Source organism: Variovorax sp. PDC80, from assembly GCF_900115375.1.
GTDB lineage: Bacteria > Pseudomonadota > Gammaproteobacteria > Burkholderiales > Burkholderiaceae_C > Variovorax.
The window spans coordinates 1-25,070 of the sequence record NZ_FOWG01000012.1; the positions used below are offsets into that span (position 1 = coordinate 1).

Annotated in this window: 22 protein-coding genes; 15 read left to right on the forward strand and 7 right to left on the reverse strand. The window is 70.3% G+C overall.

What is annotated here, in order from left to right; all coding sequences use genetic code 11:
- Positions 1 to 719: 719 nt before the first annotated feature.
- The 4 genes from BM109_RS29545 (at position 720) to BM109_RS29560 (ending at position 4,740) form a co-directional block, all read left to right on the forward strand.
- Positions 720 to 2,063 carry a Vgb family protein gene (locus BM109_RS29545; protein ID WP_256222860.1) on the forward strand — a complete coding sequence of 448 codons (1,344 nt, stop codon included), beginning with the start codon at positions 720 to 722 and terminating at the stop codon, positions 2,061 to 2,063.
- 143 nt (positions 2,064 to 2,206) lie between these two features.
- Positions 2,207 to 3,013 carry an MHYT domain-containing protein gene (locus tag BM109_RS29550; RefSeq protein ID WP_093350981.1) on the forward strand — a complete coding sequence of 269 codons (807 nt, stop codon included), beginning with the start codon at positions 2,207 to 2,209 and terminating at the stop codon, positions 3,011 to 3,013.
- Positions 3,014 to 3,092: 79 nt separating this feature from the next.
- Complete coding sequence (locus BM109_RS29555) at positions 3,093 to 4,253, forward strand: acyl-CoA dehydrogenase family protein (RefSeq protein ID WP_093350984.1); 1,161 nt, start codon at positions 3,093 to 3,095, stop codon at positions 4,251 to 4,253.
- A 178-nt stretch (positions 4,254 to 4,431) separates the two neighbouring features.
- On the forward strand, positions 4,432 to 4,740 hold the full coding sequence (locus BM109_RS29560) for a Dabb family protein (RefSeq protein ID WP_093350987.1): 309 nt from the start codon (positions 4,432 to 4,434) through the stop codon (positions 4,738 to 4,740).
- A 16-nt stretch (positions 4,741 to 4,756) separates the two neighbouring features.
- Here the strand turns inward: BM109_RS29560 and BM109_RS29565 are convergent, their stop codons facing one another.
- A complete protein-coding gene (locus BM109_RS29565; protein ID WP_093350990.1) occupies positions 4,757 to 5,689 on the reverse strand; it encodes a LysR family transcriptional regulator in 933 nt (310 codons plus the stop codon).
- Positions 5,690 to 5,803: 114 nt separating this feature from the next.
- Here BM109_RS29565 and BM109_RS29570 point away from each other — a divergent pair, with 114 nt between their 5' ends.
- The 4 genes from BM109_RS29570 (at position 5,804) to BM109_RS29585 (ending at position 11,670) form a co-directional block, all read left to right on the forward strand.
- Entirely contained in the window at positions 5,804 to 6,847 is a 1,044-nt protein-coding gene (locus tag BM109_RS29570; protein WP_093350993.1) for a tripartite tricarboxylate transporter substrate binding protein, read from the forward strand.
- Positions 6,848 to 6,915: 68 nt separating this feature from the next.
- Positions 6,916 to 8,622 carry a carboxylesterase/lipase family protein gene (locus tag BM109_RS29575; protein WP_093350996.1) on the forward strand — a complete coding sequence of 569 codons (1,707 nt, stop codon included), beginning with the start codon at positions 6,916 to 6,918 and terminating at the stop codon, positions 8,620 to 8,622.
- Between the two features lie 11 nt (positions 8,623 to 8,633).
- On the forward strand, positions 8,634 to 10,061 hold the full coding sequence (locus BM109_RS29580) for a dipeptidase (RefSeq protein ID WP_093351650.1): 1,428 nt from the start codon (positions 8,634 to 8,636) through the stop codon (positions 10,059 to 10,061).
- A gap of 127 nt (positions 10,062 to 10,188) precedes the next feature.
- Positions 10,189 to 11,670: an SEL1-like repeat protein gene (locus tag BM109_RS29585; RefSeq protein ID WP_093350999.1), complete on the forward strand. Its 1,482-nt coding sequence runs from the start codon at positions 10,189 to 10,191 to the stop codon at positions 11,668 to 11,670.
- Positions 11,671 to 11,715: 45 nt separating this feature from the next.
- Here the strand turns inward: BM109_RS29585 and BM109_RS29590 are convergent, their stop codons facing one another.
- A complete protein-coding gene (locus BM109_RS29590) occupies positions 11,716 to 13,014 on the reverse strand; it encodes a DEAD/DEAH box helicase (RefSeq protein ID WP_093351002.1) in 1,299 nt (432 codons plus the stop codon).
- Positions 13,015 to 13,113: 99 nt separating this feature from the next.
- On the opposite strand from BM109_RS29590, the gene BM109_RS29595 reads away from it, so the two are divergent.
- The 5 genes from BM109_RS29595 (at position 13,114) to BM109_RS29615 (ending at position 16,604) form a co-directional block, all read left to right on the forward strand.
- On the forward strand, positions 13,114 to 13,500 hold the full coding sequence (locus tag BM109_RS29595) for a translation initiation factor Sui1 (protein WP_057597644.1): 387 nt from the start codon (positions 13,114 to 13,116) through the stop codon (positions 13,498 to 13,500).
- Positions 13,500 to 13,736 (forward strand): DUF3820 family protein, encoded by a 237-nt coding sequence (locus tag BM109_RS29600; protein WP_057597643.1) that lies wholly within the window; start codon positions 13,500 to 13,502, stop codon positions 13,734 to 13,736. The genes BM109_RS29595 and BM109_RS29600 overlap by 1 nt, the downstream gene beginning before the upstream one ends.
- A gap of 190 nt (positions 13,737 to 13,926) precedes the next feature.
- Positions 13,927 to 14,382: an RNA recognition motif domain-containing protein gene (locus BM109_RS29605; protein ID WP_093351005.1), complete on the forward strand. Its 456-nt coding sequence runs from the start codon at positions 13,927 to 13,929 to the stop codon at positions 14,380 to 14,382.
- A gap of 208 nt (positions 14,383 to 14,590) precedes the next feature.
- The gene (locus BM109_RS29610; protein ID WP_093351008.1) at positions 14,591 to 15,079 is read left to right on the forward strand and encodes a tripartite tricarboxylate transporter TctB family protein; all 489 of its coding nucleotides are present in this window, start codon (positions 14,591 to 14,593) and stop codon (positions 15,077 to 15,079) included.
- A gap of 13 nt (positions 15,080 to 15,092) precedes the next feature.
- Positions 15,093 to 16,604: a tripartite tricarboxylate transporter permease gene (locus tag BM109_RS29615; protein WP_093351011.1), complete on the forward strand. Its 1,512-nt coding sequence runs from the start codon at positions 15,093 to 15,095 to the stop codon at positions 16,602 to 16,604.
- 54 nt (positions 16,605 to 16,658) lie between these two features.
- Here BM109_RS29615 and BM109_RS29620 read toward each other — a convergent pair whose 3' ends face one another.
- Complete coding sequence (locus BM109_RS29620; RefSeq protein WP_093351014.1) at positions 16,659 to 17,417, reverse strand: sulfite exporter TauE/SafE family protein; 759 nt, start codon at positions 17,415 to 17,417, stop codon at positions 16,659 to 16,661.
- 417 nt (positions 17,418 to 17,834) lie between these two features.
- Here BM109_RS29620 and BM109_RS29625 point away from each other — a divergent pair, with 417 nt between their 5' ends.
- The gene (locus BM109_RS29625) at positions 17,835 to 19,070 is read left to right on the forward strand and encodes an ammonium transporter (protein ID WP_057597259.1); all 1,236 of its coding nucleotides are present in this window, start codon (positions 17,835 to 17,837) and stop codon (positions 19,068 to 19,070) included.
- A gap of 6 nt (positions 19,071 to 19,076) precedes the next feature.
- Entirely contained in the window at positions 19,077 to 19,391 is a 315-nt protein-coding gene (locus tag BM109_RS29630; protein WP_057597260.1) for a hypothetical protein, read from the forward strand.
- On the opposite strand, the gene BM109_RS29635 is transcribed toward BM109_RS29630, so the two are convergent.
- The 4 genes from BM109_RS29635 to BM109_RS29650 all read right to left on the reverse strand — a co-directional run bounded on the left by BM109_RS29635 (position 19,388) and on the right by BM109_RS29650 (position 24,910).
- Entirely contained in the window at positions 19,388 to 21,067 is a 1,680-nt protein-coding gene (locus BM109_RS29635) for a thiamine pyrophosphate-binding protein (RefSeq protein ID WP_093351017.1), read from the reverse strand. The genes BM109_RS29630 and BM109_RS29635 overlap by 4 nt on opposite strands.
- Before the next feature lie 43 nt (positions 21,068 to 21,110).
- Entirely contained in the window at positions 21,111 to 22,349 is a 1,239-nt protein-coding gene (locus BM109_RS29640; RefSeq protein ID WP_093351020.1) for a pyridoxal phosphate-dependent aminotransferase, read from the reverse strand.
- Entirely contained in the window at positions 22,346 to 23,263 is a 918-nt protein-coding gene (locus BM109_RS29645) for an amino acid ABC transporter substrate-binding protein (protein ID WP_093351023.1), read from the reverse strand. The genes BM109_RS29640 and BM109_RS29645 overlap by 4 nt, the downstream gene beginning before the upstream one ends.
- A 105-nt stretch (positions 23,264 to 23,368) precedes the next feature.
- On the reverse strand, positions 23,369 to 24,910 hold the full coding sequence (locus tag BM109_RS29650; RefSeq protein WP_093351026.1) for an L-piperidine-6-carboxylate dehydrogenase: 1,542 nt from the start codon (positions 24,908 to 24,910) through the stop codon (positions 23,369 to 23,371).
- Between the last annotated feature and the right edge of the window lie 160 nt (positions 24,911 to 25,070).

Below are 25,070 nucleotides of genomic sequence, written 5' to 3' on the forward strand. Positions count from 1 at the left end.
AGCGTTTCGCGGATAAGGGCTCGCAGCTGTCTGAGCGCAGCGCAGCGGAGCGAGTTCTGCGAGACCCCGCGAAACGCGAGCACCGCAGGTTGCCCGTAGCGAAGCGGAGGGTCGCAGACAGTGGGTCGCCTTTTCTTTGGTTACTTTCTTTTGGCGAAGCAAAAGAAAGTGACTCGCCCGCCGGGGCGAGACCCGGCCAACGGCCCAACCAAGAGACAGCACCTTAAGAAAACCCAAAACCCCTGTCTCACCAGCGACCAATTCCCCCTCCACATTCCCTAGACTCCCCCGCGCGCCCCAAAACAACGTCGAACAAAGAGAAGAGAGAAGGAGACCCCGTGCCCATCCCCCCGCTGTTCCGTCACCTGGCCATCGCCGCCGTAGCCACCCTGCTCGCAGCCTGCAGCACGACAACAACCACAACGAGCCAACCGTCAACGACCCCAACAGTCGCACAGACACCAGAGCCCGCACCCGCACCGGCCACTCCTGTCGTCACCACAAGACCCACAGCCTGGCACCCCCCAGAGCCCCTGGTCCCCCCCTCCTCTTTCTCCGGCGTCCACGGCCTCGCCATCGACCAGAAGGGCCGCCTGCTAGCAGGCTCGGTCCTGGGCAACACCCTCTGGGAAGTCGACCGAAAAACAGGTGCAGCAAAGATCCTGATCGACGCCCCCGAAGGCCAATCCGACGACATCGCCATCGGCCCCCAAGGCGAGATGGCCTGGACCAACTACCTCATGGGCATGCTGCGCTACCGCGAGCACGACACCGCCCCCATGCGCGTCCTCGCGAAGGACCTGCCCGGCCTCAACTCCCTGGCCTTCGACCCGCGCAACGGCAAGCTCTACGCCTCGCAGGTGTTCCTCGGCGACGCGCTGTGGGAGATCGACCGCGCGGGCCAGAAGCCGCCGCGGCTGATCCGCAAGGACATGGGCGGCTTCAACGGCTTCGAGGTCGGGTCCGACGGCATGCTCTACGGACCGCTGTGGTTCAAGAACCAGGTGGTGAAGATCGATCCGGCCGACGGGCGCATCACGCCGATCGCCGACGGCTTCCAGATCCCGGCCGCGGCCAACCTCGACGGCAAGGGCAATCTCTGGGTGGTCGACGCGCGCAGCGGCGAGCTTGTGAAGGTCGAACTCGCCACCGGCCGCAAGACGGTCGCGAAGCAGCTCAAGCCCTCGCTCGACAACCTCGCGATCGCGCCCGAGGGCACGATCTACATCTCGAACATGGCCGACAACGAGGTCATGGCCTTCGAGCCCGCCACCGGCGAGCTGCGCACGCTCACCGGCGGCAAGCTCGCGGTGCCGGCCGGCATGAAGCTCGACGGCAACGACCTCTGGGTCGCCGACGTGTTCGGCTTCCGGCGGGTGGACGTGCGCAACGGCGAGGTGCGCGACGTGTTCCGCATGCAGCGCGAGCCCGAGCTCGAGTACCCGTTCGCGGTCGGGCTCTCGGCACGGCTGTTCGCGCTGAGCTCGTGGTTCACGGGCACGGTGCAACTGGTCGACCGGCAGACGCTGAAGACGGTGGAGACGATCCACGGCCTGAAGGCGCCGTTCGATGCGATCCCGATGCCCGACGGCAGCGTGATCTACGCCGAGATCGCCACCGGCAGCATCACGCGCGCGAGCGGCGCGAAGTTCGCCGAGCGGCAGGTGATCGCGAGCGGGCTCAACGGGCCGGTGCAGATGGTGATCGGCCGCGACGGCGCGCTCTACGTGACCGAGGCGGCCGGCAAGCTGCTGCGCATTCCGCTCGACGCCAGCGCACCGCTGCGCACCATCGCCGACAAGCTCGCGCTGCCCGAGGGCCTGGCGCAGACGCCCTGGGGCAGCTTCGTGGTGGCCGAGAGCGCGGCGCGGCGGCTGGTGGAGATCGACCCGGCCGATGGCTCGCGCCGCACCATCGCCGAGAACCTGCCGATCGGGCTGGCGCCCGGGCCCGGACTGCCGCCGCCCTACGTGGTGACCGGCGTGGCGGTCGGGCCCGACGGCACGGTCTACATGGCGGCGGACCGGAACAACGCGATATACCGGATCCGGCCTCAGCGCTGAAAAATTAAGAGAAAAGTAATCTAAACGGAATTGTAAAAAACCAGTTTACTTTTAAAAACAAACATTACAAACTCGCCCGGAACGGTCCGGTACCACCGATTTCCGGGGGCGAGCGGTGCCGTCTTCCTGTCGAAAGGACAACCATGACACCGCTCGTCGCAGGCCAGCTGCTGTCGCCCGAATACTCGTTGGGGCTGGTGGCACTGTCGTACTTCATTTCCTTCGCCGGCTCGCTGACCGCGCTGATCTGCGCCGGGCGCATGGTCGGCGCCGACGGCCGCCCGAACCTCGCGGCCGTGGCCTGCGCGGCGGTGGCGCTCGGCGGCATCGGCATCTGGTCGATGCACTTCATCGGCATGCTGGCGTACCGGCTGCCGGTCTCGATCGCCTACAACATGCCGCTGACCGTGGTCTCGCTGGTGGCCGCGATCCTGATCTCGGGCATCGCGCTCTACCTCGCGGGCGGGCGCCGCAAGTTCAGCCGCGCGGGCTGGCTCGCGGGCAGCCTGCTGGCCGGCCTGGGCGTGTGCGTGATGCACTACATGGGCATGTTCGCGATGAACATGCGCGCGACGATGCAGTTCGACCCGATGGCGGTCGGGCTGTCGGTGCTGATCGCCATCAGCGCCGCCGCCGCCGCGCTGTGGCTGGCCTTCAACGTGCGCAAGCTGAGCCTGCAGATCGGCGCCGCGGCCGTGATGGGCCTGGCGGTCTGCACCATGCACTACGTGGGCATGAGCGCGGCCACCATGGTCTGCACCGCCACCGCCCCGGTCGACGCGCTCGCCATCGGCGGCAGCTACATGGGCCTCACGGTGTTCGGCACGGCCGGCGCGGTGCTGATCTTCATCTACTGGGTGCTCACCGGCAACAGCATCGAGTCGCCGATCTCGGCCGCCTCGAACGCGCGGCCGGCACCGGCCACCGCGCGCCGCGCGCGCACCAGCTAGTTGGCGCAAGCCCCACGGCCGGGGCGCGCCTAGAGTTCCTGCGATCGGGGCCGGGGAGCGCCCCGCCCGTACGGACACCATGCACTACACGCACGAACACCTCGAGATCCAGAAGACCCTGCGCCGCTTCATCGACGAGGAGATCAATCCGCACGTCGACGAGTGGGAGGCGGCCGAGACCTTTCCCGCGCACGAGGTCTTCAAGAAGCTCGGCAACCTGGGCCTGCTGGGCCTCAACAAGCCCGAGGCCTACGGCGGCGCCGGCCTCGACTACTCGTACGCGATGGCGCTGGCCGAGGCGCTGGGCCACGTGAGCTGCGGCGGCGTGCCGATGGCGATCGGCGTGCAGACCGACATGTGCACCCCCGCGCTCGCGCGCTTCGGCAGCGACGAACTGCGCCGCGAGTTCCTCGCGCCGGCGATCGCGGGCGATACCGTGGGCTGCATCGGCGTGTCCGAGCCGGGCGCGGGCAGCGACGTGGCGGGGCTCAAGAGCCATGCGCGCAAGGATGGGGACGACTACCTCATCAGCGGCCAGAAGATGTGGATCACCAACAGCCTGCAGGCCGACTGGATGTGCATGCTGGTCAACACCGGCGACGGCCCGGTGCACCGCAACAAGTCGCTGGTGATCGTGCCGATGGACAGCCCCGGCATCGAGAAGGCGAAGAAGATCCGCAAGATCGGCATGCACTCGAGCGACACCGGCCTGATCTATTTCGACAACGTGCGCGTGCCGCAGCGCTACCGCATCGGCGAGGAAGGCCAGGGCTTCGTCTACCAGATGCAGCAGTTCCAGGAAGAGCGGCTGTGGTGCGCGGCCAGCTCGCTCGAGCCGATGGACGACTGCATCGCGCAGACCATCGAATGGGCCCAGCAGCGCAAGCTGTTCGGCGGCACGCTGGCCGACCAGCAGTGGGTGCAGTTCAAGCTGGCCGAGCTCAAGACCGAGGTCGAGGCGCTGCGCGCGCTGACCTACCGCGCCTGCGACCTGCACGTGCAGGGCCAGGACGTGACCGAGCTGGCCTCGATGGCCAAGCTCAAGACCGGCCGGCTCACGCGCGAGGTGGCCGACACCTGCCTGCAGTTCTGGGGCGGCATGGGCTTCACGCTCGAGAACCGCGTCTCGCGGCTGTACCGCGACGGCCGCCTGGCCTCGATCGGCGGCGGCGCCGACGAGGTGATGCTCGGCATCCTCGCGAAGACCATGGGCATCGCGAAGCGGCCGCCGCGCGACTGAAGCCCGGAGCGCCGCCAGCGGAAAACTGTTCTCCAGCGGCGACGCGGTCTTTCGCGCCGCGCCTGCATACCATCGTCCGCACGCCGCGGGCTCCTTCCCTGCCCCGCGGGAGCTGGAGCCCTCGCGTGATCCTCGTCTTCCATCCCCCCTGGCCGCAGCAGGCCAGCATCCCCGCGCCATGTTCAAGCACATCGTGATGTGGGACCTGCGCGCCGACACGCCCGAGCAGAAGGCGCACGCCACGCAGTTCGTGAAGCAGCAGTTCGAGTCGCTGCGCGGCCAGGTCCCGGGCCTGCTGCGCATCGAGGTCGGCGTCGACTCGAGCCGCGTCGCCTATGCCTGCGACGTGGTGCTCTATTCGGAGTTCGACAGCCAGGCCGCGCTCGACGGCTATGCCACGCATCCGGCGCACATGCGCGTGCGCGAGGCGCTCGGCGATCTTCGGATCGCGCGGCACCAGGTGGATTTCGCGGCCGACCCCGGCTGACAGTGGTGCCTCGGCGCTACCCCTGCTCGGCCGCCGACTCCCTGCGCGCCAACGCCATGCAGAAGCCGCGCACGATCTGCAGCGCCGGCGCCTCGGTGCGGCCCTCGAGCGTGACGAAGGCGAACTGCGCATCGAGCCCGGCCTGCGGCGCCACGGCCAGCTCGACCAGTTCGCCGCCGTCGCGCAGCGCGCGCGTGACGGCGAGCACGCCGAGGAAGATCGCGTCGGTGTTGCGCACGGCCTCCACCAGCACGCCGATCTCTTCCGAGGACACCTGCAGCCAGCGCTGCGGACTGGCCTCGCTGCCGTAGCGCTCGACCAGGCGGCGCGCGACGTCGTCGCTCACGCGCGTGGAGATCAGCGGGAAGCGCGCGAGCTCGGCGAAGGCCAGCGCGCCCGCCTCGCGCAGGCGCGTTGCCAACGGATGGCCGCGCCGGCAGACGAAGCCCGAGCGCAAGGTGGGCAGCACCTCGATGCGCAGGTCCTCGCTCGGCGACAGCGCGCGGTAGGTGATCAGCAGCGCATCGATGGCGCGTGCGCGCAGCGCCGCGAGCTGCTGCTCGGGCCCGCCGCCATGCAGCTCGAGGCCGACGCGCGGGTAGTCGCGCAGCATGTGGATCAGCAGCGGCGCCGAGAACAGCGCGCCCGGCGCCGCGCCCAGGCCCAGCCGCAACTGGCCCGCCTGCCCGTCGCTCAACAGCGCCGCGGCCCGGCGCAGCTCCTGCGCCTCGCTCGAGATGCGCCGCGCGCGCGCCAGCACCATCGCGCCGAAGGGCGTGAGCTCGTTGCGCTTGCCGATGCGGTCGACGAGCGGCATGCCGAGCTCCTGCTCGAGCATCTGGATGCTGCGGCTGAGCGCGGGCTGCGTGAGGTGCACCTTCTCGGAGGCGCGGCTGAAGGAGCCGGTTTCGGCGAGCGCGAGCAGGTGCTCGAGTTGCTGCAAATTCATGGCGCTCCGATCATGAGTCCAGATCATGATAAGCAGAAAAACAATGCATTGGACAGATAGAGGGGCGATTTCTAGCATCCGTCGCGTACTGCTTTCGACCCAAGGAATCGCCCCATGCAAGGCTTCTCGCAACGCTTCTCCCGGCTGTCGCCCGGGCTGTCCCGCCGCCGCGGCGCCCTGGCGCTCGCCGTGGCCCTCGCCGGTCTTGCGGCCGTGGGCTCCGGCGCCTGGGCGCAGCCCGCGGCCTTTCCCTCCAAGCTGGTCACCTTGATGGTGCCGTACCCGGCCGGCGCGGCCAGCGACTTCACGGCGCGCGCGCTCGCCGAGCCGGTGGCCAAGGCGCTGGGTGGGCAGGTGATCGTCGAGAACCTGGGCGGCGCGGCCGGCGCCATCGCCGCCAACAAGGTGCTCGCGGCACCGGCCGACGGCCACACCCTGTTCCAGGGCTCGCCCAGCGAGCTGATCCTCTCGGGCATGGTCAACCGAAGCGTGCGCTACCGCCCCGAGGACTTCCAGCTGGTGGCGCCGGTCGCGATCTCGCCGCTGGTGGTGGTGGTCAACGACAAGCTGCCCGCGCGCACGCTCGACGAGCTGGTGGCGCTGGCGCGCACCCGCGGCAAGGACGCGCCGTTGAGCTACGGCTCGACCGGCCCGGGCACGCTCTACCACCTGCTGGGCGAGCTGTTCGCCAAGCGCGCCGGCGCGAACGCCACGCACGTGCCCTACAAGGGCGGCGCGCCGCTGCTGCAGGACCTGCTCGGCGGCCAGATCGACTTCGCCTTCATGCCCTACCAGGCCTTCTATGCCGACTACGCGCGCCAGGGCAAGCTGCGCGTGATCGGCGCGCTCTCGGGCGGCCGGCTGCCGGCGCCGTTCGAGGACGTGCCCTCGAGCGCGGACTCGGTGTCGATGAAGGGCTTCGACTTCAGCATCTGGACCGCCTACGCGGTGAAGAAGGGCACGCCGCAACCGGTGGCCGAGCGGCTCAACGCCGCGATCGAGAGCGGGCTCGCCAATGCCCATGCGCGCGCGCAGCTCGAGGCGCAGGCCAAGACGATCTTCCAGCCGATGAGCCTGGAGGCGGCCGAGAAGTTCTACCGCGCGGAGATCGCGCGCTACCGCGAGCTGGTGCGCACCGTGGGCTACGAGTCGCCCTGAGCGCTGCGGCTTCTTTTTTTCCTCCCCCACCCACCGAGAGAGGCCGCTCGCCGGCCCGAAGGAGACCCATGACCACCCTCGATCGAAGGGCGCCTCGTCGCGCCCTGCCGCTGGCCCTGGCCGCGATCCTGTGCACCGCCCTCGCGGCCTGCGGCGGCGGAGGCGGCGGTGCCGCGAACTTCGCGCTGCCACCGGTCGCCATGCCCGCGCCGCCACCGCCGGCCGCGCCCGATCCCGCGCTCGCCAGCACCACCGAAGGCCCGGTCGCGGGCCAGCGCCAGGACGGGCTGGTCGCCTTCCTCGGCATTCCCTATGCACGGCCGCCGGTCGGCGACCTGCGCTGGGCACCGCCGCGGCCGCCCGCCGCGCACGACGCGACGCTGCAGGCCCAGGCCTTCGGCACCGCCTGCCTGCAGGCGCCCGAAACCAATGTCGACGGCCGCTCGGCCGAGGACTGCCTCTATCTCAATGTCTGGAAGCCCGCGGACGCGAAGCCCGGCGACCGGTTACCGGTGCTGGTCTACATCCACGGTGGCGCCTTCGTGCTCGGCTCGGGCTCGCAAGCCTCGGGCACGCTCGCGGCGCGCGGCGGCGTGGTGGTGGTGAGCTTCAACTACCGGCTCGGCGCGCTCGGCTACCTCGCCAACCGGTCGCTGCGCGCGCTCAACCGCGACGGCAGCCTCGGCAACTTCGCGCTGATGGACCAGATCGCCGCGCTCGAATGGGTGCAGCGCAACATCGCTTCGTTCGGCGGCGACGCGGGCAAGGTCACGATCTGGGGCACCTCGGCCGGCGCCACGCAGAGCTTCTCGCTGCTGCAGTCGCCGAAGGCCCGGGGCCTGTTCCACCGCGCCGTGATGCAGAGCGGCGGTGGCGGCGAGTACTCGAACCAGGGCATGGACACGGCGCTGGGCATCGGCGATGCCGCGGTCGCCAAGCTGGGCTGTGCCGGCCAGGCCGACGACGCCGCCACCGTCGCCTGCCTGCGCGGCCTGCCGGCCTCGGCACTGCTGGCCGTGGGCGGCAGCAAGTGGCGGCCCACGGTCGACGCGCAGGTGCTCACGCAGGTGCCGGCGCGCGCCTTCGAGAGCGGCAACTTCAACCAGGTGCCGGTGATGATCGGCGGCGTGTACGACGAGGGCACCCTGTTCGTCGACAGCAAGCTCGGCGCCGACCTCTACCCGCTCTATCTGCGCGGTCTCGCGCCCGCGGGCTTCGACACCACGGCCATCGAGGCGGCCTACCCGCTCTCGCGCTTCGCGGTGCCGGCGCAGGGCGTCGCGCGCGCCATCGGCGACGGCATGTACGCCTGCGGCAACAGCGCGCGGCGCGGCGCGCTTTCGGCCTGGGTGCCGGTCTACGGCTGGGAGTTCACCGACCCGGTGCTGTCCTTCCCCGCCAAGCCCTCGGCCTTCTACTACGGCAGCGCGCACGGCATGGACAGCTTCTATTTCGGCGACATGGCCGACCAGCTCGCGGGCTATCCGTACCTCGATGCCGCCGACACCACGGCCGCGGGCGGCGATGCCGCCGTGGCCACGCAGCGCCGAGCACTCGCCGCGAAGATGAGCAGCTACCTGCTCAACTTCGTGCGCAGCGGCGACCCGAACCAGGGCACGCCGGTCGCCACGCCCTGGCCGCGCTTCGCCTCCCCGGCCGACCCCGCGCTGATCGCCTTCGGCTATCCCGCGATCGGCGTCACGCGCGGCGACTTCGAGCGCACGCACCGCTGCGACACGCTGTGGGGGCCGGGCGTGTTCCCGCCGATCTACTGATGAACACCACCATGCATTCCACAGACTCCCCTTCCGCGGACGCCGGTACGCAGGCCGTCATCGACCACCTCGCGGCACGCCAGCAGCCGATCGTGGCCTGGCTCGAGGACTTCCTGCGCATTCCCAGCGTGAGCGCCGACCCGGCCTTCGCACCCGGCATGGACACGGCGCGCCGCTTCCTGCTCGAGCGGCTGCGCGCCATCGGCCTGCACGAGGTTCAACTGCTCGACGGCGGCGGCGAGCCCGCGGTGTACGGCGAATGGAACGGCGCGCCCGGCCGGCCCACCCTGATGGTCTACGGCCACTACGACGTGCAGCCCGCCGACCCGCTCGCGCTGTGGCGCACGCCGCCGTTCGAGCCGGCCACGGTCGACGGCCGGCTCTATGCGCGCGGCAGCTCCGACGTGAAGGGCTCGACCACCATCGCGCTCGAGACCATCGCGGCCTTCCTCGCGGTGCGCGGCGGCTGCCCGGTCAACATCAAGGTCTTCCTCGAGGGCGAGGAGGAGACCGGCAGTCCCTCGCTGCGCCGCCTGGTCGAGCGCCACCGCGCGCTGCTGCGGGCCGACGCGGTGCTGTCGGCCGACGGCGGCCGCGCGAGCGCCGAGGTGCCGACGATCAACACCGGCGCGCGCGGCAATGCGCAGCTCGAGGTGCGCCTGCGCAGCGCGCACAAGGACCTGCACTCGGGCCGCTACGGCGGCGGCGTGCGCAACGCGCTGCACGAGATGGCGCGGCTCATCGCTTCGCTGCACCATGCCGACGGCGGCGTGGCGGTCGAGGGCTTCCATGCCGGCGCGCAGCCGCCGACGCCGCGGCAGCGCGCCGACACCGCGGCCTTTCCCTACGACGAAGCGGCCTTCTTCGCGGACGTGGGCGGCAGCGACCACGGCGAGCCCGGCTACAGCGCGCGCGAGCGCATCACGCTGCGCCCCGCGCTCGACGTCAACGGCCTGTGGGGCGGCTACACCGGCGAGGGCGGCAAGACCATCGTGCCCTGCGAGGCCGGCGCCAAGCTGACCGCGCGCGTGGTCGCGGGCCAGGACCCGGGCGCCGTCATCCGCGCCGTGCTGCGCCACCTGCAGGCGCACTGCCCGCCGGGCTGCACGCTCGAGACCGTCGCGCTGCACGAAGGCTCGCCGGCCTCCACCCTCGCGCCCGCGCATCCGCTGGTGCGCGCGGCCGAGGCCGTGCTCGAGCGCGAGAGCGGCCGCCGACCGATCCATGTGCGCCTGGGCGCGAGCGTGCCGGTCACCGCGCTGTTCAAGGAGACGCTGGGCATCGACACGCTGATGTTCGGCTTCAACCTGCCCGACGAGGACGTGCACGCGCCGAACGAGTTCTTCCGGCTCGCATCGATCCAGCAGGGCGCGCGCGCGTGGACGCTGCTGCTGGCGGAACTGGCGTCGTACCCGCCGGCACGGTTCCACGGGCATTGAGCGCGCGGGCTCAGTGCTTCACGCGCCGTGAGCGGCACGGCACCGGCGGCCCTGTTCGAGCACATCGTGATGGCGGCTACCATCGCGCAGCGTCTGCCCGACCTGCCGTCTCCGCCCCTCCTTGCCCATGAAGCTGCTTGCCGCCCGCGTCTGCGCATTCGTCCTGGGAGCCGCCGCGTCCCTCGGCGTCGCCGCCGCCGATCTCGACGCCGGCGTGCGCGCCTACCGGGCCCGGGACTTCGATGCCGCCGTGGCCCAACTGCAGCCGCTGGCCGAGCTCGGCGACCCGGATGCGGCCTTCTACCTGGGCAGCATCCATGCCCGCGACGACAGCCGCCATCAGGACGACTACATGGCCTACAAGCTGCTGTCGCGCGCGGCACGCGCCGGCCGGGTCGATGCCAGCGACGCACTGATCCTGATGCGCGCCAAGGGCAAGGTCAGCCTCATGTTCGAAGGCTATGCGCTACGCCCCGCGGACAAGGCCGGGTTGGAGCCGCTTCGGCAGGCCGCGCTCGAAGGCCGCTTCGACACGCTCGGCACGGAGAACCTGACGCGGCTCGCGGTCGCCTACTGCGAACACATGGGATTGGCCGAGGGAAGCGGTCCCCAGAGAACCGTCGATCGCAACGAGAACGTGCACGACTGGCTGCAGCGGGCGGCGGAGGCCGGGGAGCCGCGTGCGCAGTTCCTGCTCGGCATGCTGTATGCCGGTGGCCAGCCTTGCCATGGCGTGTCGGTGAAGATCGATCGCGCCCTCGGCCTGTCGTGGTGGCGCAAGGCTGCCGCCCAGGGCCTGCTGCAGGCCCAGCGAACGATCGCCGCCTTCGTCGTGCGCGCGCGGGAAGGCATCCCGGCCGATCCGAAGGAAGGCATGGAATGGCTGCGCCAGGCGGCGGCTCGCGACGACGCGCCCGCCATGGCGTGGCTGGGCATCTATCACGACAAGGGCTACGGAGTGCCCAGGGATGCGGCGCAAGCCATGCGCTGGTTCCGGAAGGCGGCCGATCTCGACGACGTCACCGCGCTCGACAACCTGGGCGACATGCTGTCGGCGGGCCAGGATGTCCCGGCGGATCCGGTCGAGGCGCATGCCCTGTACCGACGCGCCGCGGACCTGGGGGACCCCTATGCGCAGCGCCGTCTGGCCGAGATCTACACCCAGGGCGCCGGCGTGGAAAAGAGCGCGGAACGCGCGCTGCAGTGGCGCACCGCCTCCGCGCGCGGCGGCGACCCGGTGTCGCAGACGATCCTGGGTCAGATGTACCTGTTCGGACGCGATGCGCCGCGCGATCCCAAGGCGGCGCTGGACTGGCTGCGCGAAGGAGCGAGCCGCGGCCAGCCGCAAGGCCTGCTTCTGCTGGGCAGCGTGCTGGAGGCGGCGCCGGATGGCCTGGCGAAAGCCTGGGCGCTCTACACGCTGTCCGACCGCGCGGGCGAGCCCCGGGCAGCCCCGCGGCGAAACACCATCCAGGCCCGGATGTCGGCCGACGAACTGGCGCGCGGCGAGCGCCTGGCGGCCGACTGGCGCCTGGACGCACGCCAGCCCGGCGACTGGAATTGGCGGGCTCTCTCCCTCACGGCGACATCGCCGGAGGACAGTTTCTAGAGCTGGACAGCCACCACGCCTCGCGGCCGCGCTGCGTGCCAGGCTTCAGTGATCCTTCCCGGATGACGGCGAAGCCTTCGCCGCTTCCGCGGCCTGCGCCGCGCGCAGCTTGTCCTTCTTGCTCGGCCGCGTGCCCTTGATCCCGCCCGTGCCGCTCGCGTCGACCAGCGGCGGCGCGACCTCGGTGGGCTCGAAGCCCTCGATGCGCTCGCGCGGCACGCGCCGGTCCTGGCGCTTCTCGATCAGGCGGAAATGCGCCTCGGAGGCCGGCGTCACGAAGCTGATCGCCAGGCCGCTCTCGCCCGCGCGGCCGGTGCGGCCGATGCGGTGCACGTAGTCGGTGGGCGAGCGCGGCAGGTCGTAGTTGACGACCACCGGCAGCCGCGCGATGTCGAGGCCGCGCGCGGCCAGGTCGGTGGCCACCACCACGTCCCAGCGGCTCTGCTTGAACTGGTCGAGGATGTCGGTGCGCGCGCCCTGCGAGATGTCGCCATGGAAGGGCACGGCATAGATGCCGTGACGGTAGAGCTTCTCGGCCACGGTCTGGGCGGCATGCTGGGTCGCGACGAAGACCAGCACGCGGCCCCAGGCCTCGCCGTGCTGTTCGAGCAGGTGGCGCAGCAGCTGGGTACGGCGGGTGCTGTCGACCTCGATCGCGCGCTGCACGATGTCGGGCGCGGTGCCGGGCTCGCCCTGCACGTCGATCGTTTCGGGGTCGCGCAGCATGCGGTCGGCCAGCGCCTGGATCGCCTGCGGGAAGGTGGCCGAGAACAGCAGGTTCTGCCGCTTCGCCGGCAGCTGCGCGAGGATGCGGCCCAGCTCCTCGGCGAAGCCCAGGTCGAACAGGCGGTCGGCCTCGTCGAGCACCAGGGTGGCGATCGCGTCGAGCCGCAGCGCGTTGTGCTCGACCAGGTCGAGCAGCCGGCCCGGGGTGGCGACGATCAGGTCGGCACCGCCGCGCAGGCCCATGAGCTGCGGATTGATCGACACGCCGCCGAACACCACCGCGATGCGCAACCGGTCGGGCAGTGCGCGCGCCAGGTCGCGCAAAGTCTCGCCGACCTGGGCCGCGAGCTCGCGCGTGGGCACCAGCACCAGCGCGCGAAGCCGGCGCTCACCCCCGGCCGAGTCAGCGGCCAGCCGGTGCAGCAGCGGCAGCGAGAATGCCGCGGTCTTGCCCGAACCGGTCTGGGCCGAGCCGCGCAGGTCGCGTCCCTGCAGAATCGCGGGAATGGCTGCGGCCTGGATCGCGGTCGGCTCGGCGTAGCCGCGTTCGGCGGCGGCGCGCACGAGCGCCGGGGCCAGCCCCAGCGATGCGAAGGACGGGGTGGGCGCAGCGGTCAAGCGGCGGTCTCCCCACGGAAGAAGGCGGGCGGCAGGTGCATCGGAAAGGCTCGTCTGGGCTGGTAGAAAAGAGATCGGGAACGAAGAGAACGCAAGAACATGGCAACCCACAAGGACAACCCGGCGGCCACCCGGCTGGTGTATTCGACCGAGGCCGGCGGCCGCATGTGCCCCGATTGCGGCGAACCGCTGGCGCAATGCCGCTGCAAGGACCTCGCCGAGCAGGCGCGGCTGCGCGCCGCCGATGGCATTGTGCGTGTGTCGCACGAGACCGCGGGCAGAAAAGGCAAGGGCGTGACCGTGGTGAAGGGCGTGGCGCTCGACGCGGCGGCCCTGCTTTCGCTCGGCAAGCAGCTCAAGGCGGCCTGCGGCACCGGCGGCACGGTGAAGGACGGCACGATCGAGATCCAGGGCGACCACCGCGAACAGGTGATCGCCACGCTCACCAAGCTGGGCCACACGGTCAAGCGCGCGGGAGGCCGCTGATGAAGCCCGAGGACCTCGAGCGCCTGGTCACGCTGGCGATGCCCTTCGGCAAATACAAGGGAACGCTGATCGCCGACCTGCCGGGCAACTACCTGACCTGGTTCGCGCGCGAGGGTTTTCCCCCGGGAGAGATCGGCCGGCTGCTCGCCTTGATGCATGAAATAGACCACAACGGGCTCTCCGGCCTGCTCAAACCGTTGCGAAACCGCCCGTCGGGATCAGAGGTTTCCCGATGAATGTGCAATTAAAAGCTTGATTTCCCGGCCAAACCGGGATAATCGCCGCTACGTGTCAGTGAGCCATCGGCTCCCGTGCACGTTATCCGGTGATCGGTCAGTTTCGCGCACAGCGCCTTTGTTTGTTGTGATTCTGGGACTCCATCGCTTTTTCTGTTATTTGGTTTTTTTGAGTTGAGGAGTCCCTTTCATGGGCAAGAAACTTTACGTGGGCAATCTCGCCTACTCGATCCGTGACAACGACCTGGAGCAAGCTTTCGGCGCCTACGGTGCCATCGTCAGCGCCAAGGTCATGATGGAACGTGACACCGGCCGCTCCAAGGGCTTCGGCTTCGTGGAAATGGGTACCGACGCCGAGGCGCAAGCCGCGATCGCCGGCCTGAACGGCCAGCCGGTCCAGGGCCGCGCCCTGACCGTGAACGAAGCCCGCCCGATGGAAGCCCGCCCGCCCCGTAGCGGTGGCGGCGGCTACGGTGGTGGTGGCGGCGGTTACGGCGGTGGTGGCGGCGGCGGCGGTTACGGCGGCGGCGGCGGTGGTCGCAGCGGCGGTGGCGGCGGCTACGGCGGCGGCGGTGGTGGCCGCAGCGGTGGCGGCTACGGCGGCGGCGGTGGCAGCGACGACGGCTACGGCCGCGGCGGCTACTAAGCCCTCGCACCCCATCGAATGGCGGCCCTGCCGCCTTTCACTGAAAAAGCTCCTTCGGGAGCTTTTTTCGTTTCTGCGCCACCCGGGCATCGGGGCCGCGCGGGCTTACCCGTAGTAAGCGCTACGCATTAGTCCCTACCGGTCAGGTCAGCCAGCGGTCAGCCGCCGGAAACGACCCTCATCCCTCCAAAACAGAGGGTCGAGAGACATGAAAATCAAGAGCCAGGCCGACTTCTTTTCAGGAGTCATGTTCACGGCCGTGGGCGGCGCCTTCGCCATCGGCGCCACCGCATACAACATCGGCGACGGGGCCCGCATGGGTCCCGGTTACTTCCCGCTCATGCTGGGCATCCTGCTCGCGCTGCTCGGGCTGGGGATCATGTTCCAGGCCATGGTGGTCGAGACCACCGACGGCGATCCGATCGGCAAATGGGCCTGGAAGCCGCTGGCCTACGTGCTGGGCGCCAACCTCGCGTTCGGCGTGTTGCTGGGCGGCCTGCCGAGCATCGGCCTGCCGGCCATGGGAATGATCATCGCGATCTACGCGCTCACCATCATCTCGAGCATGGCGGGCGAACACTTCAACCTGCGCGACGTGCTGGTGCTCGCCACCATCCTCGCGGCGGGCAGCTACGTGGCCTTCATCTGGGCGCTCAAGCTCCAGATCCAGGTCTGGCCCACCTTCATCGCCGGTTGAGGAGCACACCGCCATGGAACTGTTCCACAACCTCGCGACCGGCTTCGGCGTCGCCTTCACCTTCACCAACCTGCTGTACTGCCTGGTCGGCTGCATCCTGGGCACGCTGATCGGCGTGCTGCCGGGCATCGGCCCGGTCGCGACCATCGCGATGCTGCTGCCCGCGACCTACGCGCTGCCGCCGGTCTCGGCCCTGATCATGCTGGCCGGCATCTACTACGGCGCCCAGTACGGCGGATCGACCACCGCCATCCTGGTCAACCTGCCCGGGGAGTCGTCCTCGGTCGTGACCTGCATCGACGGCTACCAGATGGCAAGGCAGGGCCGCGCGGGCCCGGCGCTCGCGGCCGCGGGCCTGGGCTCGTTCTTCGCGGGCTGCGTGGGTACGCTGATCCTGGCCGCCTTCGCGCCGCCGCTGACCGAGCTGGCCTTCAAGTTCGGCCCGGCCGAGTACTTCTCGCTGATGGTGCTGGGCCTGATCGGCGCCGTGGTGCTGGCCTCGGGCTCGCTGCTCAAGGCGGTGGCGATGATCGTGCTGGGCCTGCTGCTGGGCATCGTCGGCACCGACGTGAACTCGGGCGTGGCGCGCTTCAGCTTCGACATCCCCGAACTGACCGACGGCATCGGCTTCGTGGTGATCGCCATGGGCGTGTTCGGCTACGGCGAAATCATCGGCAACCTCTCGCAGCCCGACGACGAGCGCGAGGTCTTCACGCACAAGGTCAAGGGCCTGTGGCCCACCAAGGACGACTTCAAGCGCATGACGCCCGCGGTGCTGCGCGGCACGGCCCTCGGTTCGGCCCTGGGCATCCTGCCGGGCGGCGGCGCGCTGCTGGCGGCCTTCGCGGCCTATGCGCTCGAGAAGAAGATCAAGATGCGCCCGGGCGAAGTGCCCTTCGGCAAGGGCAACATCCGCGGCGTGGCCTCGCCCGAGTCGGCCAACAACGCCGGCGCGCAGACCTCCTTCATTCCACTGCTGACGCTGGGCATTCCGCCCAACGCCGTGATGGCGCTGATGGTGGGCGCGATGACGATCCACAACATCCAGCCCGGCCCGCAGGTGATGACCAGCAACCCCGAGCTGTTCTGGGGCCTGATCGCCTCGATGTGGATCGGCAACGCGATGCTGATCATCCTGAATCTGCCGCTGATCGGCATGTGGATCAAGCTGCTGACGGTGCCCTACAAGTTCCTGTTCCCGGCGATCGTGCTGTTCTGCGCCATCGGCGTGTACTCGACCAACAACAACACCTTCGACGTCTGGATGGTCGCGATCTTCGGCTTCGTCGGCTACCTGTTCCTCAAGCTGCGCACCGAGCCGGCCCCGCTGCTGCTGGGCTTCATCCTCGGGCCGATGATGGAAGAGAACCTGCGGCGCGCGCTGCTGCTGTCGCGCGGTGCCTGGAGCGTGTTCGTCACGCGGCCGCTGTCGGCCGGCCTGCTGGTGGCCGCGGCGCTGCTGCTGGGCATCGTGCTGCTGCCTGCGGTGAAGTCCAAGCGCGAGGAAGCCTTCGTCGAGGATTGAGCGCCCCGCGCTGTTCGACTGAGCAAGAGGCCCCGGTTCGCCCCGGGGCCTTTTCTATTTAAGGAAGGCGTCGTACGCGGTCTTGAGGATCAGCGCGCTGACCACGACCATGAACACGATCCGCACGAAGCCCGCGCCGTGCCTGAGCGCCACGCGCGTGCCGATCAGGCTGCCGGCCACGTTGGCGACCGCCATCGCCAGCCCGTAGTGCCACCAGACGTGGCCCTTGAGCGCGAGCAGCAGCAGCGCCGCGCCGTTGGTGAGCACGTTGATGACCTTGGCCGAGGCCGAGGCGTTGAGGAAGTCGTAGCCCATCCAGCGCACGAACAGGAACACCAGGAAGCTGCCCGTGCCGGGGCCGAAGAAGCCGTCATAGACGCCGATGCCCAGGCCGATGCTGCAGGCCGCGAGCGTCTCGGCGCGGCCGGTGAAGCGCGGCGCGTGGTGGCGGCCCATGTCCTTGCGCGCCAGGGTATAGAGCAGCACCGCCAGCAGGATCGCCGGCAGCGCGCGGCGCAGGAAATCGCCCGGAAACTGTGTGACGCCCCAGGCGCCGACCAACGCGCCGCAGAAACCGGCCAGCGCGGCCGGCCACAGCGCGCCCCAGCGCATCTGCACGCGCTGGCTGAACTGCGCCGCCGAAGCGGCCGTGCCCCAGATCGACGCGCTCTTGTTGGTGCCCAGCAACGTGGCCGGCGGCGCGCCGGGGAAGGCCGCGAAAAGCGCCGGCACCAGGATCAGTCCACCACCGCCCACGATCGCATCCACGAACCCCGCGAGCAGCGAGGCCGCGGTCATCAGCCACATTTCCATGGCCGCGATTGTCGCACCGAGATCGCTATCAAAAGAGTAGCTACAAACAGAACTACAGTCGGCCGTTCCGCCACTTTTCATGACAAGGATTCGGGGCACCGATGCGACAGCGACAGGCAAAAAAAAGCGCCGACCAGCGGCGCTTTTCAATCTGTGAACCAGGCTCTCGGATGTAGCCTTTTGGATGATTGTTCTTGTCGATCGGGAATTTGTCTCCTCGGCCCTCGGCAGCACGAGCAGGGCCCGTTCGCGAGTGGCTGGACTTTAGGGGGTGCACCGCCGCAGTGCATTGGGAATTACCCGCTTTGCCTTACTTTCGCGCACGGCGTAGCAAACCAAAGTGTTTCATGCGGTTAACGATGGTGGCACGACTTGTGCACAGAGTCCGGACCACCACTCCAAGAAGAGACCGCCGCCATGGCCCTGGTACCGCAAGCCTCCATCAGCGCCGCGGACACCGCGTGGATGATGACCTCCACGGTGCTGGTGCTGCTGATGACGCTGCCGGGCATCGCCCTCTTCTATGCCGGCATGGTGCGGCGCAAGAACGTGCTCGCCACGATGGCCTGCGTGGTCGCCATCGCCGCGGTGGTGTCGCTGACCTGGTTCGCGCTCGGTTACTCGCTGGCCTTCACGCCCGGCTGGCCCTGGCTCGGCGGCACCGGGCGCTTCTGGTTCGCGGGCTTCGACTACCTGAAGGACGCCGGCACGCTGGCCGTGAGCCACGTGGCGCCCAACGTGCCCGAGACGGTCTACGCGATGTTCCAGCTGAGCTTCGCGATCATCACCACCGCGCTGGTGCTCGGCGCCTTCGTCGAGCGCATGCGCTTCTCGGCCGTGCTGTGGTTCGCGCTGCTGTGGAGCGTGCTGGTCTATGCGCCGATCGCGCACTGGGTCTGGGAGCCCGGCGGCTGGCTCGCGCAGATGGGCGCGCTCGACTTCGCGGGCGGCTCGGTGGTGCACGTCAATGCGGGCGTGGCGGGGCTGGTCTGCGCCTATGCGCTGGGCCCGCGCCGCGGCTATGGCCGCGAGCCCTTCGAACCCTACAACCTGGCCTTCACCATGGCCGGCGCCAGCCTGCTGTGGGTGGGCTGGTTCGGCTTCAATGCGGGCTCGGCGGTGGCGGCCGACGGACGCGCGGGCCTCGCGATGCTGGTCACGCACGTGGCGGCCGCCGCGGGCGCCGCGAGCTGGATGATCGCCGAGTGGACGGTGCGCCGCAGCCCCTCTCTGCTGGGCCTGTGCTCGGGCCTGGTCGCGGGGCTGGTGGCGATCACGCCGGCCGCGGGCTTCGTCACGCCGCCCTCGGCGCTGGCCATCGGCGCCATCGCCGGCCTGGCCTGCTACTGGGGCGCCACCGGCCTCAAGCGCTTGCTGGGCGCGGACGATTCGCTCGACGTGTTCGGCGTGCACGGCATCGGCGGCATCGTGGGCGCGCTGCTCACGGGCGTGTTCGCCGACAAGGCCATCTCGGGCGCCAGCGGCAACGTGCTGACGCAGGCGATCGCGGTCGGCGGCGTGGCGGTCTACAGCGCGGCCGGCACCGCGATCGTGCTGTTCCTGGTGCGTGTGCTGGTGGGGCTGCGCGTCGATCCCGACAGCGAGGTGCAGGGGCTCGACCTGGCCCAGCACCGCGAACACATCGGAGGCTGAACCACGATGGATGGCCACGTCCTGTCCGAAAGCGAGCGCATCGCGCTCGCGGCGCGCCTGCACGTGGCCCTGCGCCGCAAGCACGGCCGCGTGACCGACACCGAGTGGATGGCCGTCAATGCCGAGTACGCCACCGAGATGGTGCGCTTCGCGCGCGCGCATGCGGCCGAGACCCACGACGACGAGCTCGCGGCCATCGCGCTGCGGCTCGAGCAGGCGATGGAGCCGCTGGCGCGCGCCGCGCGGCTCGAGGCCGCGGCGCGGCTGCCCGACGGCAGCGGGCGGCAGCCGCCGCCGAAGTACATCGGCGGCCTGCGTTAGGCGCTCTTCGCGAGCGCGGTATCGCGGATCGCCTGCAGCGTGGTCGACGGCGTGATCGCCTCCGGATCGAGCACGCAGTGCAGGATCGCGGGCTTGCCGCTGGCCCGCGCGCGCGCCAGCGCGGGGCCGAACTCGGCGGTGCTCGTCACGCGCTCGCCGTGGCCGCCGAACACCTCGGCATAGCCGCGGAAGTCGGGGTTCTTCAGTTGCGTGGCGCTGATGCGGCCCGGGTAGTGGCGCTCCTGGTGCATGCGGATGGTGCCGTACATGGCGTTGTCGAGCAGCACCACGAGGATCGGCAGCCCGTACTGCACCGCGGTCGCGAACTCCTGGCCGTGCATCAGGAAGTCGCCGTCGCCCGCGAACACCACCACCTCGCGCTGCGGCCACAGCCGCTTCGCGCCGACCCCGGCCGGCAGGCCGTAGCCCATCGAGCCGCTGGTGGGCGCGAGCTGGCTCGCGAAGGCGCGGAACGGCCAGAAGCGGTGCACCCAGGTCGCGAAGTTGCCCGCGCCGTTGCAGAAGATGGTGTCGTGCGGCAGCACCTCGCGCAGGTGCTGCATCACCTCGCCCATCTGCAGCGGACCCGGCACGCGGATCGGCGCCGGATCGCTCCAGCGCAGGAACTCCTCGCGCGCTTCGGCAGTGCGCGACTTCCAGGCCGGCGCCTGCGCCGGCTTCAGCCCGGCCACCGCCTCGGCGAAGGCACGCGGCGTGGCATGGATGCCCAGCGCGGGCCGGTAGAGCTTGCCGAGCTCGTCGGCATCGGCATGCACGTGCATCAGCGTCTGCGCGGGCTGCGGAATGGCCAGCAGCTCGTAGCCCTGCGACGGCACCTCCGACAGCCGGCCGCCGACCAGCAGCACCAGGTCGGCCTCGCGGATGCGCTGCAGCATGCGCGGATTGGCGCCCAGCCCCAGGTCGCCCGCGTAGCAGGGATGCTCGGCCGACAGCAGCATCTGGCGCCGGAACGAGCAGTACACGGGCAGCGCGTGGGCCTCGGCGAACTGGGCGAACTGCCGCGTGGCCTCGGCCGACCAGCGGCTGCCGCCGAGCACCACCACCGGCCGCTCGGCCTGCGCGAGGCGCTGCTGCAGCTCGGCGATCTGCGCCGCGCCCGGATGGGTTTCGGTCACGGCGTAGGGCAGCGCGTCGGCCACCGCGGCGGCCTCGGTCAGCATGTCCTCGGGCAGCGCGATCACCACCGGGCCGGGCCGGCCCGAGGTCGCCACATGGAAGGCGCGCGACACCAGCTCGGGCACGCGCGCGGGGTCGTCGATCTGCACCACCCACTTGGCCATGGTGCCGAACACCGCGCCGTAGTCGAGCTCCTGGAAGGCCTCGCGTCCCAGCGCCTCGCGCGCGACCTGGCCCACGAACAGCAGCAGCGGCGTCGAGTCCTGGTGCGCGATGTGCACGCCGGCCGAGGCATTGGTCGCGCCCGGTCCGCGCGTGACGAAGCAGACGCCGGGCCGGCCGGTGAGCTTGCCCTGCGCCTCGGCCATCATGGTGGCGCCGCCTTCCTGGCGGCAGACGGTGACGGCGATCGAGGCGTCATGCAGCGCATCGAGCACCGCGAGGAAGCTTTCGCCGGGAACGCAGAACAGCTGCTCGACGCCGTGCAGGACGAGCTGGTCGACCAGGAGCTGGCCGCCGGTGCGGGAGGTGGGGGTCACGAGAGGGCTCCGATGCGAGGGAGAAGAAGAAAGAAGGACGGATTCATTCGAGCGCCGCGCAGGCCGCCGCGATGCGCGCGCAGGCCTCCTCGAGCTGCGCCATCGAGGTCGCGTACGAGATGCGGAAATAGGGCGCGAGCCCGAACACGCTGCCCGGCACCACCGCCACCTCGAAGTCCTCGAGCAGGTAGCGGCAGAAGTCCGCGTCGCTGGCCAGCAGCGCGCCGCGGCGCGTGCGCCGGCCCAGCACGCCCTGGCAGCGCGCGAAGGTATAGAACGCGCCCTCGGGCCGCGGGCAATGCAGGCCGTCGATGCGGCTCAGCGCGGCCACCACGAAGTCGCGCCGGCGCTGGAAGTCGTCGCGCCGCTCGGCCACGATCTGCTGCGGCCCGGTCAGCGCCTCGATCGCCGCGGCCTGGCTCACCGATGAGGGGCACGAGGTGGTCTGGCTCTGCACCACGGCCATCGCCGCGATCAGCGCGCGCGGCCCGGCGCCGTAGCCCACGCGCCAGCCGGTCATCGCATAGGCCTTCGACACGCCGTTGATCGTCAGCGTGCGCTCGCGCAACCGCGGCTCCACCGCCGCCGGCGTGGCGAAGGCCAGGCCGTCGTAGAGGATGTGCTCGTAGATGTCGTCGGCCAGCACCCACACGCGCGGATGCCGCAGCAGCACCTCGCACAGCGGCTTCAGCTGGTCGGCGCCGTAGGCCGCGCCGCTCGGGTTCGAGGGCGAGTTCAGGAACAGCCAGCGCGTGCGCGGCGTAATCGCCGCCTCGAGCTGCGCGGCCTCGAGCCGGAAGCCCTGCGCGTCGCCGCAGGGCACGCCAACCGGCACGCCGCCGCAGATGCGCACGATGTCGGCGTACGAGGTCCAGTAGGGCGCGGGCAGGATCACCTCGTCGCCCGGATCCAGGCTGGCCATCAGCGCGTTGAAGATCACCTGCTTGGCGCCCGCGCTCACGCTGATCTCGTCGAGGCGGAAGTCCAGCGCGTTGTCGCGCCTGAACTTGAGCTGCACCGCCGCCTTCATCGCCGGGCTGCCGTCGAGCACCGTGTAGCGCGTGTCGCCGCGCCCGATGGCGCGCACCGCGGCCGCGCGCACGTTGTCGGGCGTGTCGAAGTCGGGCTCGCCCGCGCCCAGCACGATCACCGGGCGGCCCGCGCGTTTGAGCGCATTGGCATGGTCGGTGATGCGCAGGATCTCCGACACGCCGAGCGCGCGCACGCGCTGCGCCGGCACGAAGTTCGAGGAGGAAGAAGATGCGGCGGTAGCGGGACTCACTTGGCGTAGCTCTCCAGCGGCTTGTCGTTGGGCTCGAGCACCAGCTGCTTGAGCATCGCGCTCATCGGCAGGTTCAAGCTGGTGTTCTTCGGCGGGATCGGCGCCACGAACCACTTGGTGTAGATGCGCTCGAGCTCGCCGCTCTTCATGAGGCGGCGCAGCGCGCCATCGACCGCCGACTTGAAGGCCGGGTCGTCCTTGCGGAACAACAGCGCGATCGGCTCCGAGCCCAACGGCTCGCCGACGATGCGGTAGGCCGTCGGGTTCTTCGAGTTCGCGATGATCCCGGCCAGCAGGTTGTCGTCGAGCACGAAGGCATCGGCGCGGCCCGACTCCATCAGCAGGAAGCTCTCGAGGTGATCCTTGCCGAGCATGGTGTTGATGCTCACGTTGTTGCTGCGCTCGCGCTTGCGCAGCAGCTGCACCGCCGTCGTGCCGGTGGAGGCCGACACGGTGCGGCCCGCGAGCTGGTCGAGCGTGGTGATGCCCGAGTCGACGCGCGTGGCCATGCGCACCTCGCTCACGTAGGTGGTGAGCGCGAAGGCCACCTGCTGCTGGCGCGCGAGGTTGTTGGTGGTGGGGCCGCAGCCGATGTCGAGCGTGCCGTTCTGCACCAGCGGGATGGTGTTCTGCGCCGTGACCGCCATGTACTCGAGCTTCGCGGCCGGCGTGATGTCCTTGAGCACGCGTTCGCACAGCTCCACGTGGTAGCCCACGTACTTCTCGCCCGCGCCCAGCATGTAGGCCATGGGCGGCGAGGCCTCGCGCACGCCGAGCACCGCCTTGCCGCTGGCGGCGATCTTCTCGAGCGTGCCCGCGGGCGCCGGTTGCTGCGCGCCGGCCGTGGCGGCCAGGGCCAGCAACAGCGTGGCGGCCGCGGCCTTGAGCGGATGCAGGGATGGAATGAAGTTCATGTCGTCGTCTCCTCGTCGTTGTGGTGATGGGTCAGGCGCTCGCGCAGGCATCCGCCCGCGGCGACGCTCATGCGCCGCCGCGGCCGATGTCTGCGTCGCGGGAAATCAGTCGCCGATGTCGAAGGTCACGCCCTGTGCGAGAGGCAGTGCCGTCGAATAGTTGATGGTGTTGGTCGCACGGCGCATGTAGGCCTTCCAGCTGTCGGAGCCGGCCTCGCGGCCGCCGCCGGTTTCCTTCTCGCCGCCGAAGGCACCGCCGATCTCGGCGCCGCTCGGGCCGATGTTGACGTTGGCGATGCCGCAGTCGGAACCGGCGCACGAGAGGAAGCGCTCGGCCTCGCGCATGTCGAGCGTGAAGATCGACGACGACAGGCCCGCGCCCACCGCGTTGTGCTGCTCGATCGCCTCGTCGAGCGAGGCATAGCGCACCACGTAGAGGATCGGCGCGAAGGTCTCGCGCAGCACCGCGCCGGCATGCGCCTTGAGCTCGACCAGCGCCGGGCGCGCGTAGTAGGCCTCGGCACCGCCGATACCGTCGACGCGGCCGCCGCCATGCACGATCGCGCCGGCATCGCGGCTCTCGTCGAGCGCCTTCTGCATACCCTCGAAGGCCGCGCGGTCGATCAGCGGACCGACCAGCGTGCCGGCCTCGCGCGGATCGCCGACCTTCACGCCGCCATACACCTTGACGAGGCGCGGCACCAGCTTGTCGTACACGCTCTCGTGCACGAACAGCCGACGCAGCGTGGTGCAGCGCTGGCCCGCCGTGCCCATGGCGGCGAAGGCGATCGCGCGCAACGTGAGATCGAGGTCGGCCGAAGGCGTGACGATGGCCGCGTTGTTGCCGCCGAGTTCGAGGATGGCGCGCGCGAAGCGGGCCGCGAGCTTGGGACCGACCTGGCGGCCCATCGCGGTGGAACCGGTGGCCGACAGCACCGCCACGCGGTGGTCGTCGACCAGCAGCTCGCCGATGTCGCGCTGGCCCAGCAGCAGGCCGAGCAGGCCTTCGGGCGCGTCGGCGCCGAAGCGCTCGATGGCGCGCGCGGCGATCGCATGCACCGCGAGCGCGGTCAGCGGCGTCTTCTCGGACGGCTTCCACACCACCGGGTCGCCGCACACCAGCGCCAGCGCCGCGTTCCACGACCACACCGCGACCGGGAAGTTGAAGGCCGAGATCACGCCGCACACGCCCAGCGGATGCCAGGTTTCCATCATCCGGTGCTCGGCGCGCTCGGTGGCCAGCGTGAGGCCGTAGAGCTGGCGCGACAGGCCGACCGCGAAGTCGCAGATGTCGATCATTTCCTGCACCTCGCCCGCGCCTTCGGACGGCACCTTGCCGGCCTCGAGCGTGACCAGCCGACCGAGGTCGCGCTTGGCCGCGCGCAGCTCCTCGCCGAGCAGCCGCACCAGTTCGCCGCGCCGCGGCGCCGGCACCGCGCGCCAGGCCTTGAAGGCCGCATGCGCGCGCGCGATGGTGTCGGTGGCCGCGGCCGGCGTGGTCTGCGCGACCTGCGCGATCACCTCGCCCGTGAGCGGCGAGCGCACCGTCAGCGCGCCACCGACGTGGGACTCGCGCGGCACGCCCAGGCGCTGGAGCAGTTGTTCGACTTCGGAGGGCAGGGAGACGGAGGTGTGGACTTCGGACATGGGCGCGCTCCGCGGGGGAGTCGGGAAGAAAGAAGAAGGAAGGCGACCGGGGTCGGGGGAACCGCGCCAATATCTGCGAAGTGGGCGGGGTTGGCTAGTGAAAATATGGAAGGACTTGATGCGTTTGGCGAAGGAACTCGGCCGTCTGACTCCGCGCAGG

Coding starts and splice junctions, on each gene's coding strand:
- BM109_RS29580 (WP_093351650.1), top strand. CDS start 8,634: ATGCATTCCACAGACTCCCCTTCCGCGGACGCCGGTACGCAGGCCGTC.
- BM109_RS29625 (WP_057597259.1), top strand. CDS start 17,835: ATGGCCCTGGTACCGCAAGCCTCCATCAGCGCCGCGGACACCGCGTGG.
- BM109_RS29595 (WP_057597644.1), top strand. CDS start 13,114: ATGGCAACCCACAAGGACAACCCGGCGGCCACCCGGCTGGTGTATTCG.
- BM109_RS29645 (WP_093351023.1), bottom strand. CDS start 23,263: ATGAACTTCATTCCATCCCTGCATCCGCTCAAGGCCGCGGCCGCCACG.
- BM109_RS29605 (WP_093351005.1), top strand. CDS start 13,927: ATGGGCAAGAAACTTTACGTGGGCAATCTCGCCTACTCGATCCGTGAC.
- BM109_RS29575 (WP_093350996.1), top strand. CDS start 6,916: ATGACCACCCTCGATCGAAGGGCGCCTCGTCGCGCCCTGCCGCTGGCC.
- BM109_RS29555 (WP_093350984.1), top strand. CDS start 3,093: ATGCACTACACGCACGAACACCTCGAGATCCAGAAGACCCTGCGCCGC.
- BM109_RS29615 (WP_093351011.1), top strand. CDS start 15,093: ATGGAACTGTTCCACAACCTCGCGACCGGCTTCGGCGTCGCCTTCACC.
- BM109_RS29585 (WP_093350999.1), top strand. CDS start 10,189: ATGAAGCTGCTTGCCGCCCGCGTCTGCGCATTCGTCCTGGGAGCCGCC.
- BM109_RS29570 (WP_093350993.1), top strand. CDS start 5,804: ATGCAAGGCTTCTCGCAACGCTTCTCCCGGCTGTCGCCCGGGCTGTCC.
- BM109_RS29550 (WP_093350981.1), top strand. CDS start 2,207: ATGACACCGCTCGTCGCAGGCCAGCTGCTGTCGCCCGAATACTCGTTG.
- BM109_RS29610 (WP_093351008.1), top strand. CDS start 14,591: ATGAAAATCAAGAGCCAGGCCGACTTCTTTTCAGGAGTCATGTTCACG.
- BM109_RS29560 (WP_093350987.1), top strand. CDS start 4,432: ATGTTCAAGCACATCGTGATGTGGGACCTGCGCGCCGACACGCCCGAG.
- BM109_RS29600 (WP_057597643.1), top strand. CDS start 13,500: ATGAAGCCCGAGGACCTCGAGCGCCTGGTCACGCTGGCGATGCCCTTC.
- BM109_RS29650 (WP_093351026.1), bottom strand. CDS start 24,910: ATGTCCGAAGTCCACACCTCCGTCTCCCTGCCCTCCGAAGTCGAACAA.
- BM109_RS29545 (WP_256222860.1), top strand. CDS start 720: ATGGCCTGGACCAACTACCTCATGGGCATGCTGCGCTACCGCGAGCAC.
- BM109_RS29565 (WP_093350990.1), bottom strand. CDS start 5,689: ATGAATTTGCAGCAACTCGAGCACCTGCTCGCGCTCGCCGAAACCGGC.
- BM109_RS29630 (WP_057597260.1), top strand. CDS start 19,077: ATGGATGGCCACGTCCTGTCCGAAAGCGAGCGCATCGCGCTCGCGGCG.
- BM109_RS29620 (WP_093351014.1), bottom strand. CDS start 17,417: ATGGAAATGTGGCTGATGACCGCGGCCTCGCTGCTCGCGGGGTTCGTG.